We start from the raw sequence: 12825 nt of genomic DNA, 5'->3' as shown, positions 1-12825 counted from the left end.
CCTAGGTTAGCGCCTTTGTATTTTTGAAAGATAGCTACTAGGATTTTCGTCAATAAAATCCCCATCATTAAACTGCGGATTTTGCTTCATTTGTAAAATGATTTTATTTAATACTGATGCCAATTCATCACGATGAGATTCTTCCATTTTAAACTCTACACCATATTCAAATATATCTTGTTCTTTCTCATCATATCGAACGATCGTTCCATTTAAAATCATTTCTTTACCCAAAAGGGTTGTCTTAAAATTATACAAAATATCGGTATGTGGCTTAAGCTTCAAATGGCTTACAAAACGCAACCCACCCAATCCAATGTCCAAAACCATCACATCCGTTGTGCCAAGGGTAACAGCTTTTCCGTTAAAGGATACGATTGTCATTTCGGTATGTAACGGAAAAAAAGGAAAGCTCACTCGATAATATTTACGACGATTCATTGGAGCCCTGGACTTATTGTTCGCCGGCTTTATCTGATTCATTTTAAAAAGTTCAGTCATCCTTTTGGCGGAAACCGCTTTGCTATAATAGTAGCCTTGGATCAAATCACATCCCAATGATTGCAGGACACTAAATTGTTCCTCGTTTTCTACCCCTTCTGCAACGACCGTTTTATTTAGCCCCTTTGTAAGCTCAATAATCGATTTTACGATAATTTTATCCTCTACATTTTTATGAATGTGTTGAATAAAGGACCGATCAATTTTAATGATATCAGAAGGCAGTTTCTTCAAAGGCTGTTTTCTAAAAGATTGTTGCTTTTTGGATAAAAATTGTAATGTTTGAATTTTCCGATATAATGTAATTGTAGCCAATAAAACAATAATATCGGGGGATTAAATTTGAACGCTCAACTAATAGAAAGAAAGAAAAAACGAAACAAAGCTCTAATGTATGCTTTTATTGGAATTGCTTTATTCTTAGGTGTGATTGGATACGGGGTATATTGGGCATTTTTTGATATGAATAGATTACCTACTGGAGAATACCTTACAGAGGAAACATCTCCTGATGGTACTTACACGCTAAAGGCATACCTCACTGACGGCGGTGCTACTGTCTCGTATTCTATACGAGGAGAACTTGTACTTAATAAACAAAATAAAAAGACAAAAAATATCTACTGGAACTATCGAGAAGAAACGGCAGATATTGAATGGATAGATAATGACACAGTGGTCATTAACGGACATACTCTCAATGTACCGAAAGACAAATTCGACTTTAGAAATCAGTAAAATAAATCGACCTCTTCCTTGAGGTCTTTTTTATGCTCTTCTTAACATCTCAACAGTTGTAATAACAGAATTTCGACAAGCTGAAATAAGCATTTGCTCCACTCGTTTTTCAAATGCTAAACTCTTCCCTAATTCAAGCCAACGGAACCAGTAGAGATAGTTATCTAAGTATTTAGTCGCAACACCTTGGAACCGTTCCATCCAATCTTTTAGACGATGGTGAAAATTATTAACGTGTTGAATATGATATATCCCTTTCTTCACTCGTTCTTTTCGACGTTCATTCACTGTTTCGTGTTGTAGTTTCTTCACTTTTGCAAACTTCTTGTAGTTGGTAGCTGTATCGGTGCATAGTAAAGCAGACGGGTGAATGTATTCGCCAATAACAGCATCGATTTCCTCAGCCTTCACACGCCCTGTTCCAGCTTTACGAGCAATTACACTTCCGTTCCTGTCTTGTGCTACAACAACGGCAATTTTGAGATTAGAAATCCCTGGCTTTTCGTCTTTTTCTCCACGTTTTTTCGCCTTTCTGTGAGGAATATCTCGACCTTTCATTGACTCACGAAAGAATGTCTCGTCACTTTCAACGATGCCTTGCAATTGATTAAATCCGTTACTTCCTAATGCATTCAAAATTTTATGTCTCCAATAAAATGCAGTGGATAGGTGAATCTTTAATCGTTCAGCGATTTTTGGCAGGGTATATCCTTCGACCATCATTTCGATGTATTTTACCCACTTCTCAGGATAACGAGAACCTGAAAACGGTGTATTAGTCATATCATTGAAAGATTTTCCGCAATCGTTGCACAGATAGCGTTGTCTTGAACGATATTTACCATTTCGTTTTACTGATGTGCTACCGCAATGAACACAACCTAATCCTGATGCAAAACGTGTTTCACGGATGCTATTTAATAACTCGGTAATTTTATTAGGTTCGTCAGGAAATAAATCTTCCTTCATAGCATTAAATAGCTTTAATTTCTCTGATTCTGATAGTTCACCGAACTCTTTATAGATGTCTTTCCACATAGTTGAATGCCTCCTGAAACCGTATTATATCAACGTTCTACTAATATGGTCAAGAAAGCAACAATCTATACGAAAACAGCCTCTTCAAATAATGGATGGAAGAATAACCCGTCCCGAAATCGTCTAACGATAGTGAAATGCCCATCGCTTTTATTTGCTCAATTTGATCCTGAACAACACTTGTTTCTTGTAACAAGGTACCTTCTGTGAGCTCAATTTCCAGATGCTTTGAATTGATATGATACCTATTAATTGTCGTTTTTAACGTACTAATTAATGAGCTTTTTAAAAAGTCCTTAGCTGATAAATTAAATGAAACCGTGTTAAATTGAATGCCTCGTTTTTCCCATTGACCAACTTGCTTACATACCGTATCAATAACAAATTCTGAGAGTTCACGGTGAAAATTACTTTCTTCGGCAATCGTGATAAATTCCATCGGTGAAACTTCTCCCCAAAGTGGGTGTTTCCAACGGATAAGTGCCTCTGCACTCGTTGCTTTTTGCGACTTAACATCCACTTTTGGTTGGTATTCGATATACAATTCACCATTCTTAATCGCACTCTGTAAATCTGTCTCTAATTGAAAGGTTTTAAACGATTCAATATTCATATTTGCAGCATATAATTGATAGTTTGCTACACCATGCTTTTTCGCTCGTTTTAATGCGGTGTTTGCATTTTTTATAAGCTCAACCTTATTTTCTCCGTCATCCGGATAAATACTAATTCCAATGCTAGCTGTAATTCGAATCGAATAATCCTGAATTTGAAGAGGAGCTTGAATAATATCAATAATCTCTTTCGCATGACTCATGTACTCTTCATTCTTCATTGAGCATTCTACAACAGCGTACCATTCATCCCCTTGAGAACGGAAAAGGAAAACACCTTTATTTAGGTATTTTTCAAGTTTAGTAGATAATTGCTTAGAAGCTTCGTCCGCTATTTTAAATCCTAATGTATTATTAATACGGCTAAACCCATCTAAATTCACACAAAACAAAGCAAATCTTTCTCTCTTAGTTTTGTATCTTTCAATGACCTCTTGTATATGATTACTTCCATTTAAAAAGTTTGGTAGATTCGTCAGTTCATCGTGAGTGGTGATAAAATTTATTTTCTGTTCTAGTTGCAAAGCGTTGGTGCAATCTTCTATTACACCTACAATTTTTTCAATATTCCCTTCCTCGTCATCAACGGCGACTGTCGTTTCATTAATCCATTTAACCGTACCAGTTGGGGTTATAATTCGGTACGTATGTGTATTTTTACCTTCTTTGGTTAATCTCCCATAGATTGCTGAAAAATCTAAGGTTCCCTCTTTATACCAAAGAGATTTCCAATAGTCGATTGTTAATTCTTCTTTTGTAATTTCCAAGATTTCTTCTATTCTTCTAGAAACATAAACAATTTCTCTCTTTTTAAGATCAACTGTAAATAAAGCCAAACCTAATTGGTTCGAAATAACTCGATAATAATCGAGCCTTTCATTTTCATTAAATGTTATTGCGATGTCCTCTACAAATGTTTCCATACTGCTAGTTGAAAGACTTTCATAATAAGCATCAATTACCTTTTTTCTCTTTAAATCAACTTCATGGTGTTTTTTTCGTAGTCGATCGAATAATTTCATTTTTTCCACCCCCAGGAAAATCTAGAAGTTCTTCTTTTCTGATTAAATTTCGTTGGTTTCATTCAAATTTCATTTATAATAAAAAAGAAACTCCACCGAAAAACGGGAGTTTCCTTTTCTCTCCATCATTTCGGTAACCCGACTACCATAGCATGAGTGCTTTAGGCTCGTGGCTTTGCGTCCCTATCTTTTGATAGGTTTGCCTTTATCGATGTAATACTTATTGACTATATGTATTACTTTAGTACTAACTAATAATATTAGAAAAATATTATATATTCAACAGCTTTTGACAAAATACCATTTAAATGCAAAATGACTCTCTATTCTTCTTAGAATACCCCAAATAATTTCCAGTATCTGAGCTTTTTATCACATTGTTTTGATAATTTATGAAAATCTTAAGGGAGGCAGGATTAGGGGTAGGTTGAGTAGAAGAGCCCGCCCTAGAAAATCTAACGCTTACAACGCTAGGTGTCGAGCGAGCAAGAATCTCAGGAGTTTTTAGCTTAGTTTAGCACCTATTTGCATTCATCCCATCAGTATGGAAATCCTGCTGAATTTGATTAAATTAACACGCCTGTTACTTCAAGTGGAGTTAAAGCATTTGTGTGATTTACAAATATAAACGCATCATAACGTTCAGAGATGACCGATTGAACATAGTTCCCATAATGTTCATATTGTGGATAATAGACAACGCCAATCGCGCGATGACCAATTGAGTTATCAAATAAATATCTGTTTTTATCCGTAAAAATTAGGAGTTTATCGTAATTTCCCGCTTTATAAAGTAGGTCTTCCCAACTTCCTGTAGTTGCGGGAGGTGTATTCATTTTTTGAAAGTTTACACCCCACTCAATAGCTGCAATAACCGTACCATGATGTGTACCGAAACCAACAATATATACGTTTTCAGAACCGACCTGCTCCCTCAAAAGTTGTCCGACATTTACAAGTCCTTCATTCGCCATATCTGTTGCACGTGCATCCCCAACATGTGTGTTGTGTTCCCAGATGATTCCTTTGGATTGTTGGTGATAAAAGGAATCTATTTTATGGATCACCTCAACCATGTGACGGTCTCTGATATTCCATGATTCATTGTCCTTCGTTATCATTGTTGTATAGTAGTTTTCAGCATTAGCCGTGATAAGTGCGTTTACCTCTACGTTTAAACTACTTTCTTCTGAATCATGATAGGTATGTTTGTTTACACTTATTTCCGATAATAGTTTTGTGACTTCTTCATGACAGCCTTCGGAATAAAACGTAGATGACAATGCATACTTTTCTGCTTCACGATTAAAGGGTTCAAAACACGCGAACGCCTTTCTCGCGACCTCGAGATCAGGAGAGTTGCGTTTTTCTAAATACTTTAGAATTTCATCCATGGATTCCCATAAACTATAGATGTCAATTCCATAAAAGCCAACCTTTTTTTCACTCGTTTTATCGTGATTATATTCTTTTAGCCATTCAATTAAGTCAATGATTTCTTCATTTGCCCACATCCATGTTGGCCAACGTTTAAATGTCAAAAGGACATCACGAGCATTGTTATATTTAGCTGAATACCCTTTGATATAGCGATTGACCTCTTGGCATGCTGGCCAATCACCTTCCACAGCTATAAAAGTAAAATCTTTTTCAACAATTAATTTTTTGGTAAGTTCCTTTCGAATTTGGTAGAACTCAGACGTACCATGTGAGGATTCCCCCAACAAAATGAATTTCTCATTTTTAATAGAAGTAACAAGTTGTTCTAGGTCCTCCTTCAGATTTCTAATTGGAATAGAATGTTGTTGTATCGCTTGTATCATTTTATCTACCATATGAACCCCTCAGTTTTTGTATTCTGCATTATACGAATTCTCACCCGAATGAACAGAAAGAAGAGTATCCGCATATCCAACCAATCGGTTTACAAGCTCATCAGCAATTGCATAAACAAGGTGATGAAGTGACGAATGATGTAAAGCAGGGTCATCAAATATGATGGTGGTATTTATGAAGATTTCCTGTGTATCTAATAAGTTATAGTGAATAATCACCTTACCAGCCGCACCACCGGTAGTCGGATCTTGATAGCTCGGTAAAAAAACATACCATTCCTCTGCAGAAGGAGATCGAAAATTTTTGGTAAAGGTCAAACCTTTCATTTCTTCCTCTATTTGTATCCTCATTTGAGGATCCATAACGTCAAAGATCTTATTTTCCATAATGAATCTTACTCCGCTGGATTAGCATCAACAGCTATCTCATACGCATCTAGTACCATGTCACGTTCGGATGAATCGTTAATTCCTGTTAAAAACTGACCATCCTCCGTATTCTCCACTAGCATGACAATTGTGTGGTCTTGATCCTGTTCAGAGCGTAACAATGCATATGTTTTGTCCTTCATATCAAATAAGGCTTCAATAGAAAACTCTTTTTCATCCCCATTCTCATCCAAAACCACAATTTTATCCCGATACACATCACTATTCATGAACACACCTCCTGTAATTTGCATTCATATCTTTTCCTAAACGATAGAAATTACTTAAAAAACTACTGTATAAACCAAGTTATTTCCAAACTAAAGAAAATAAGCAATCTCCATATTGAAGTATCGAGATGAGATGACATGAATCACACTGCAGAAGGAATTTTTTAATGGGAATAAAAAGAGCTTTAAACTCACATCGTAAAATTGAATCATTAAAACAACCTACTCATCTAACCCCGCTCCCCATTTTGATTTGTCTAATCAAGAAAAAGGTATTAAAACACTATATTCAAATGATAAAAGTAAGGAATAGGAACCATAGGGGGTAACCGAATTGAAATACATAAAAATAAACACAGCAAAAGGAATTAAGGCAAACCAAGAAATTGTTGAGTTCAAACAAATTCAACAAGAAGAAGATACTTCAACAGAAAGTCAAATTGTAAGAGATTATGATAGAGCATGGGAAGATGACCGCATTTAAAAGTGCCCTTTTCCCTTGTATTTGTTTTTCAAAACATAAAATAAAAAAACAACTCTTATTACGTATTAAGGGTTGTTTTTTTTGAGTATTGGCTTTTATTGTAGTTTTTGCTTTTCATTAAACATCAGTTCTCGTTTTGCCAATGTTAAACGGCTATTTCTTTTGCTCTAGTTTGTATTCCTCTTCATTTTCTTTTTGAACAGATTCTAATCCATATCCTGTTGAACTTATTTCTAATGTTTCATTATTTTTTCTTTTTAAATGGGAATCTTCCTTTAATTGGCCATTTTCCATAGTAGCCTCCTGTAATTTAAAATAGTTTTTCCGGTTCGACTTTTTTACTCTTAATATATTTCACGGAATACATGATCCAGATCTTTGAATTCTTTAAGATCTTTTTCTTGTGGATTGTCTGATTCTACCGTCCACTTACTATCGATTGGAGCTAACCGGTCATCATTCATTTTTTGAAAAGGCAGATGAATATGATAGATTTTCCCATCTTTTTGAGTTGTATATCCAAGAAAGTAGCGATCGCCTTGCCCTTCTTCTTCAAAAATTCCGATATCTTCAATTCCATACTTATTTAAATATGGTCGAAAGGATTGCTGCAGCTCATTCATAATTTGTTCACGAGATAGATAATCCACTAAAATTCTCCTTCCAAATATTCTTTCCCTTAATATGTCATACTTTCGTTCATTTAAACCCCGTTTCTTCATACGCATAAAGTTGTACTATTATGCAATGGGGCTGAATTCTTGTTGGTACGGTTTATGGTAACTTTGATGGGATTGGGTTTTGGGATATACATATGTACTTGGATGGAACCATCTTATTTTAAAATCATATTATACAAATATGTTAAGTGGAGAAGGTGGTACTCATTGGAACTTCAATATATTTAGACTTTTTGTCCAAATTTGGTGTTAGTGGTGCACATCCTGGTGGTATGGAGCTAACAAAGAAATTATTCGAGAATCAAATGATTAACAGCTCTTCATGCATTTTAGATGTAGGTTGTGGTACCGGCCAAACATCTGCTTATTTAGCGTCCCGCTATGGCGCAAAAGTAACAGGGTTGGATATCAACCCTAACATGATTAAAAAAGCCAAAGATAGGATGGCAAAACACCAATTACCAGTCGAAATAATTCAGGGCTCAATAGAAAAATGTCCACTAAATGATAGTGAATATGACTTTATTATTTCCGAATCGGTTCTTTCTTTTGTCAATAAGCCTAAAGCACTTAAGGAAATATTTCGTTTATTAAAGCCGGGCGGTCAGTTTATAGCAAATGAACTTACCCTTAATACGAGGCTCTGGACATATTTTGAAGAGGAAATTAAACAATTTTACGGGTTAGATTCTCTCCTCATGGAAAAGGATTGGATTACCTTATTTGAAATGGCCGGTTTTAAAAACCTTAAAACGTTTAGGAGAAAACAATCCATCCTTCAAAACCATTCAATGCCTACATTCGAGTACTCAGAGTCCATTGAACCTGAACTTTATCATGTCCTCTACCAGCATTTTCATTTAATGCTAAAATATCAAGGAGCTTTGGGCTATAGAGTATTTTTATGTACGAAATAATTGGTAGAAACTCACATATATAAAATAGAAAAGGCCTGTATGGACATATCCACTACAAGCCTTTTTTGTATCGATTAATTAAATAAAGAATGGGAAAAATGGCCCGAATTTTCTTATTCCAAAGAATAGGAACCCAAATGAGGCAAAGAATGGGAAAAGTCTGCTATCATTGCGTTCACCCATTGTGTGCATTGCCAAATGTGAATGCCCAGTCTTCGGCATAAGGCTATAAATTTTCTCCCTGTCGTAGCTATGAAGGATGCCCTGGTAAACAGACCCATCTTTTAATTCAATTTGAATAATCTGATACAAATGTTGTTTGTACTTATTATGGAAATCCTCCTTATCCCTTTTATCATCAATGGGCATGCTCATTAACATACGGTTGCATAAAAATAACCTCCTCATATTCACTTCCTTTCCAATCTGTTCCTAGACAAGGGGCTTCTGTTACCCAAATTTTCCCTAAAACTACATTTCTTTATGGTACGGTTTCCCTCTATTAATGTTGGATAAACACATCACTAAGATTCCATCATGAACCGCCTCAAAAATTCCTTCAAGCCATCCGATTTTATTACTTACTTCTAGCATTTGAACAGCTCCTTTTATGCTTAAAAACCTTCACTCTAGAAAATAATTGAACGAATTATCAAAATTATATGCTAAATATTCCGATTTTAATAGGGGAAAATAGCATTTTATATTAATTACTAAAAAGATATTCTCTAATCTAAGTTAAATTCTAATTCTTTGTAAACCTTTTCAACACCCTATTTCAAACTTAGATAGTAAATCCGTTCCATATTGATAAACATTAAAAGATTCCTTGTTCCTTCTGTTTCGATAGTATTTAAAAACAAATTATTAATACATACATAGAAAAGATGATATGATATGAATATTATATTCAAACGGAGGTTCATATGAAAAAGCTTGTAAAAGTTGTAGCAGCCATAATAGAAAATGAGGAAGATAAAGTTTTGTGTGCTCTTCGCTCACCAAAAATGTCTATTCCAAATCGATGGGAATTCCCAGGTGGAAAGGTAGAAGAAAACGAGGATATTTATACAGCATTAGTGAGAGAAATTTATGAGGAACTCGGTTGTAAAATTGAAACTTCAAAAAATATATTTAATGATAATATTCATGAATATGATACGTTTACAATCAACTTAATTTCAATAAAGTGCAAGATTACTGAGGGTACACCTAAAGCAAGTGAGCATTCTACTTTAGTTTGGTTAAAAAAAGAAAATCTAGAATCATTGAAATGGGCGCCAGCAGATATTCCAGCAGTAAATGATTTAGTTAAGGAAAAATAGTCTTCTCATAAATGAGAAGACTATACTTTTTTAGTAAATTCAATATAAAGATTAGCAGGAATTTCATGCTCAAGTTCCATTCTTACCGTGATTGGTCTATTTCCTTCAAACTGTATTGAATTTCCTTTACCAATATAAATATAAGGCTCAACCTTACCGTCGATTTCGCGGTATTTTCGAATAAATAAATGTAGATTTACTCCTCTTTCCTTATTGTAAATGATGTCCTTTCCACGATCTGATTCTTGAGATGTATTATTAACAGACTGCCATTGAAATTCCTTAGTATTGATGAATTTATCTTGATAATTAATACTCTCTTTTATATCAGCTTCTTTGTGTAAGTCAACAAACAAGAAAAATTCTTTGCCATTCGCCAATAATCCAGAACCTCTAAAGGATGAATGAATCTTTCTGTAATTAGAAAGTAAGGCTGCGTCAATCATCTGATATTGTTCGTATAACTTAAAATGTGGAACCCCGTAATAGGTATGTTTAAATTCCTTCTCATAACGAAAGATACCATAAGAAATAATATCATTAATAAATTTTTGAAATTCCTCATTTTCTAACAAATTTTCAAACAATGGTGTTTTAAATAAAAGTTGATTCTCAAGTTTAAATAATTTTGGCTTTGTTTTTTGTTGAGTCGTATCATAATAATCTTGATTTAAATATTCAAATGAATGAAGAATACTATCCTCATCAACGTGTTCAACTATTTTTAGGATTTCATCCTTTGCAATCTTTAGGTCAATAAACTTATTTTCTAACAAATAACGTATAATAACAAATTCATAAACTCTCTTTAAAGGAAGCTTACTGGACAATTCCTTCATTGCCCCTTCAAAATCTTCATTTTGTAATAATTTCTTTAGATATTCGTCCTTTTCAACTTTTGCCACAAATTGTATATATGATTTTTCACGATTAATAAATTTTATAGGATCTGGAGCCCCATCAAACTTAAAATAATCAAGCAGGAAGAACGGAATTCGCCCTTGATTGAGTTTTTTAAATTCAAAATACTCTTCTTTCAAATATTTCATTGAGTTAAAATTTTCTTTATCAATTTGTTCTAAGATTCTTTCCTGTGAGATTCTATCCATTTGTATATGTGTTGCGCCTGGGATATTCGCAAAGCCGGTGGCTACGGCAACTTTTAGACTTTCTTTATCATAATATCTGCTACCATTTAGAGCGATAGCTATTAAAAACGTTTTAGTGTGGTTCCCAATGAAATCAAGAACAGTTAAAAAACTTTTATCACCAAATTTACGTAATCCCCTTCCAAGCTGTTGAATAAAGACAATCGGTGAATTAGTTGGTCGCAACATTAGTACAGTATTAATTGAAGGAATATCGACCCCTTCATTAAAAATATCTACTGTAAAAATCATCTCTAGGTTATCATGATCGTCTTCTAATCTTTTGATAAACTGTTCACGATTGTTAGGTGAATCTTCACCTGTTAAACAAATACTGTTGTACCCTCTTTTGTTAAATTCACTTGCCATATATTGCGCATGCTCAATACTTGCACAAAAACCTAGACCCTTTCTCTTATCACCATCATGACCGTAAAATTCCATTTTCTCTACGACGAAATCTACTCGTTCATTCACCTTTAATCTTCTTGTAACCTCTACTATATCGTCAATACTTACATCACTTAAATCAATTTCATCAATATCCGTTATCCCAAAGTAATGAAAAGGGATAACAAGTTCATCATCAAGTGCTTCGTGTAACCTAACCTCTAGAGCCACATTATGATCGAATAATTCAAAAACATTTTGATGATCACTCCGTTCTGGAGTTGCTGTCATTCCAAGCATAAATTTTGGAAGAATGTAATCTAGTACACTTTGATAACTGGGACTTGTTGCATGGTGGGCTTCATCGATTATGATATAATCAAACTCATCTCTTCTGAAATCAGAATAACATTTACTAAGAGTTTGTATTGTTGCAAACAAGTAATCTACATTCTTGTTTTTATAATTACCAGTCAACAATCCAAACGTTATCCCTTCATTTGGTAACAGTAATTCAAAGGTATCCTTCGCTTTTTTCAATATCTCTTCTCTATGTACAATAAATAATAATTTTTTTGGTTTAAAACTTTTTACATCGAATGCAGACATATATGTTTTACCAGTTCCCGTAGCGGCAATTACTAATCCCTTCTGTTCACCAAAACTTCGAAGACGATCAAGATTTTCAATAGCACGTCTTTGCATTCGATTAGGAACAATATATTGCTTTTTATGTTCATAAATCATTTGATTTGTATTTTGTGAATTCTTAAAACTCATTAGAAATTCTTCATAGCGTTTAATAAAGTCATCATCAGCATCAATACTCATATTCCATAGGTTCTCATATTCTTTAAGTACCTCTTTAATAAAAGAAGCGTCTTGTTTTGAGATAATTTCAACATTCCACTCAATATTACTTTTTAAGGCACTTTGAGTAATGTTTGAAGAACCTATGATTACTTTGTAACTATCCTTATATTCAAATATATAAGCTTTGGTATGGAAACCAATCTCTTTATCTGTTACATATACTTTTAATGAAATGTTATTAAATTCTTTTAATTTGTCTAATGCCTTTGAATCCGTGAAGTTAAGATAAGTGGATGTAATAATCTTACCTTTAATCCCTCGTTCCTCAGCTTCTTTAATTGGTTCCAATAACAGTTGTAACCCACTAAAATTAATAAAAGCGACACTAAAATAAAATTTTTCACACTCTTTTATGGACCTAATTAATTCATTTAATAAATTCCCTTTTTCCGAATTGATAATTAACTTATTTTCCTTTTCAATCATCGTTCTCCCCTGATTTGTTATATTTATAGGTATCTGTTATTAGTAAAATTATACCATTCGTAAGTTCTGTGATCTAGTGATAATGATTAAAGTGCATAGTGTATTAAAACAAAGAGAATTTGAAAGATGGCCAAAGAATTTATTTTTATTATCTTAAAAATAGAAAAACAGAGTA

General features: G+C 33.8%; 15 protein-coding genes and 1 riboswitch. Of the genes, 4 read left to right on the top strand and 11 right to left on the bottom strand.

Annotation, left to right across the window (positions count from 1 at the left end; translation table 11 throughout):
• Positions 1–6 precede the first annotated feature (6 nt).
• A complete protein-coding gene (locus ABC371_RS16490) occupies positions 7–735 on the bottom strand; it encodes a PilZ domain-containing protein (RefSeq protein ID WP_412897774.1) in 729 nt (242 codons plus the stop codon).
• Between the two features lie 108 nt (positions 736–843).
• Here ABC371_RS16490 and ABC371_RS16485 point away from each other — a divergent pair, with 108 nt between their 5' ends.
• On the top strand, positions 844–1239 hold the full coding sequence (locus tag ABC371_RS16485; RefSeq protein ID WP_412897773.1) for a DUF5412 domain-containing protein: 396 nt from the start codon (positions 844–846) through the stop codon (positions 1237–1239).
• Positions 1240–1269: 30 nt separating this feature from the next.
• Here ABC371_RS16485 and ABC371_RS16480 read toward each other — a convergent pair whose 3' ends face one another.
• The 5 genes from ABC371_RS16480 to ABC371_RS16460 form a co-directional block, all read right to left on the bottom strand.
• Entirely contained in the window at positions 1270–2277 is a 1008-nt protein-coding gene (locus tag ABC371_RS16480) for an IS1595 family transposase (protein ID WP_412897772.1), read from the bottom strand.
• A 49-nt stretch (positions 2278–2326) separates the two neighbouring features.
• Complete coding sequence (locus tag ABC371_RS16475) at positions 2327–3913, bottom strand: putative bifunctional diguanylate cyclase/phosphodiesterase (protein ID WP_412897771.1); 1587 nt, start codon at positions 3911–3913, stop codon at positions 2327–2329.
• A 129-nt stretch (positions 3914–4042) separates the two neighbouring features.
• Positions 4043–4127, bottom strand: a riboswitch (cyclic di-GMP riboswitch).
• 352 nt (positions 4128–4479) lie between these two features.
• Positions 4480–5748: an erythromycin esterase family protein gene (locus ABC371_RS16470; protein ID WP_412897770.1), complete on the bottom strand. Its 1269-nt coding sequence runs from the start codon at positions 5746–5748 to the stop codon at positions 4480–4482.
• A gap of 9 nt (positions 5749–5757) precedes the next feature.
• Entirely contained in the window at positions 5758–6135 is a 378-nt protein-coding gene (locus ABC371_RS16465; RefSeq protein ID WP_412897769.1) for a hypothetical protein, read from the bottom strand.
• Positions 6136–6143: 8 nt separating this feature from the next.
• Complete coding sequence (locus ABC371_RS16460) at positions 6144–6407, bottom strand: DUF1292 domain-containing protein (protein WP_412897768.1); 264 nt, start codon at positions 6405–6407, stop codon at positions 6144–6146.
• 334 nt (positions 6408–6741) lie between these two features.
• Here ABC371_RS16460 and ABC371_RS16455 point away from each other — a divergent pair, with 334 nt between their 5' ends.
• Positions 6742–6891: a hypothetical protein gene (locus ABC371_RS16455; RefSeq protein ID WP_412897767.1), complete on the top strand. Its 150-nt coding sequence runs from the start codon at positions 6742–6744 to the stop codon at positions 6889–6891.
• A 153-nt stretch (positions 6892–7044) separates the two neighbouring features.
• Here ABC371_RS16455 and ABC371_RS16450 read toward each other — a convergent pair whose 3' ends face one another.
• Both ABC371_RS16450 and ABC371_RS16445 read right to left on the bottom strand, forming a co-directional pair.
• Positions 7045–7185, bottom strand: coding sequence for a hypothetical protein (locus ABC371_RS16450; protein ID WP_412897766.1), 141 nt, complete (start codon positions 7183–7185; stop codon positions 7045–7047).
• 50 nt (positions 7186–7235) lie between these two features.
• Positions 7236–7541 (bottom strand): DUF5634 family protein, encoded by a 306-nt coding sequence (locus ABC371_RS16445; RefSeq protein WP_412897765.1) that lies wholly within the window; start codon positions 7539–7541, stop codon positions 7236–7238.
• 227 nt (positions 7542–7768) lie between these two features.
• Here ABC371_RS16445 and ABC371_RS16440 point away from each other — a divergent pair, with 227 nt between their 5' ends.
• Positions 7769–8488 (top strand): class I SAM-dependent methyltransferase, encoded by a 720-nt coding sequence (locus ABC371_RS16440; RefSeq protein ID WP_412897764.1) that lies wholly within the window; start codon positions 7769–7771, stop codon positions 8486–8488.
• Positions 8489–8566: 78 nt separating this feature from the next.
• Here the strand turns inward: ABC371_RS16440 and ABC371_RS16435 are convergent, their stop codons facing one another.
• Both ABC371_RS16435 and ABC371_RS16430 read right to left on the bottom strand, forming a co-directional pair.
• A complete protein-coding gene (locus ABC371_RS16435) occupies positions 8567–8896 on the bottom strand; it encodes a hypothetical protein (RefSeq protein WP_412897763.1) in 330 nt (109 codons plus the stop codon).
• Between the two features lie 63 nt (positions 8897–8959).
• Positions 8960–9082: a hypothetical protein gene (locus ABC371_RS16430; RefSeq protein WP_412897762.1), complete on the bottom strand. Its 123-nt coding sequence runs from the start codon at positions 9080–9082 to the stop codon at positions 8960–8962.
• A 332-nt stretch (positions 9083–9414) separates the two neighbouring features.
• Here ABC371_RS16430 and ABC371_RS16425 point away from each other — a divergent pair, with 332 nt between their 5' ends.
• Positions 9415–9813: a (deoxy)nucleoside triphosphate pyrophosphohydrolase gene (locus tag ABC371_RS16425; RefSeq protein WP_412897761.1), complete on the top strand. Its 399-nt coding sequence runs from the start codon at positions 9415–9417 to the stop codon at positions 9811–9813.
• Between the two features lie 20 nt (positions 9814–9833).
• Here the strand turns inward: ABC371_RS16425 and ABC371_RS16420 are convergent, their stop codons facing one another.
• On the bottom strand, positions 9834–12650 hold the full coding sequence (locus ABC371_RS16420) for a DEAD/DEAH box helicase (protein WP_412897760.1): 2817 nt from the start codon (positions 12648–12650) through the stop codon (positions 9834–9836).
• Positions 12651–12825: the final 175 nt, after the last annotated feature.

It is taken from the genome of Bacillus jepli, from assembly GCF_047238305.1.
Taxonomy (GTDB): Bacteria; Bacillota; Bacilli; order Bacillales; family Bacillaceae_L; genus Ferdinandcohnia.
The sequence above is the reverse complement of the archived record's forward strand: the minus strand, read 5'-3'. Positions and strand labels throughout refer to the sequence as shown.

Excerpts from the sequence above, each read along its gene's own strand:
- ABC371_RS16480 (WP_412897772.1), bottom strand. The coding sequence starts at position 2,277 with ATGTGGAAAGACATCTATAAAGAGTTCGGTGAACTATCAGAATCAGAG.
- ABC371_RS16475 (WP_412897771.1), bottom strand. The coding sequence starts at position 3,913 with ATGAAATTATTCGATCGACTACGAAAAAAACACCATGAAGTTGATTTA.
- ABC371_RS16470 (WP_412897770.1), bottom strand. The coding sequence starts at position 5,748 with ATGGTAGATAAAATGATACAAGCGATACAACAACATTCTATTCCAATT.
- ABC371_RS16465 (WP_412897769.1), bottom strand. The coding sequence starts at position 6,135 with ATGGAAAATAAGATCTTTGACGTTATGGATCCTCAAATGAGGATACAA.
- ABC371_RS16460 (WP_412897768.1), bottom strand. The coding sequence starts at position 6,407 with ATGAATAGTGATGTGTATCGGGATAAAATTGTGGTTTTGGATGAGAAT.
- ABC371_RS16450 (WP_412897766.1), bottom strand. The coding sequence starts at position 7,185 with ATGGAAAATGGCCAATTAAAGGAAGATTCCCATTTAAAAAGAAAAAAT.
- ABC371_RS16435 (WP_412897763.1), bottom strand. The coding sequence starts at position 8,896 with ATGAGGAGGTTATTTTTATGCAACCGTATGTTAATGAGCATGCCCATT.
- ABC371_RS16430 (WP_412897762.1), bottom strand. The coding sequence starts at position 9,082 with ATGCTAGAAGTAAGTAATAAAATCGGATGGCTTGAAGGAATTTTTGAG.
- ABC371_RS16425 (WP_412897761.1), top strand. The coding sequence starts at position 9,415 with ATGAAAAAGCTTGTAAAAGTTGTAGCAGCCATAATAGAAAATGAGGAA.
- ABC371_RS16420 (WP_412897760.1), bottom strand. The coding sequence starts at position 12,650 with ATGATTGAAAAGGAAAATAAGTTAATTATCAATTCGGAAAAAGGGAAT.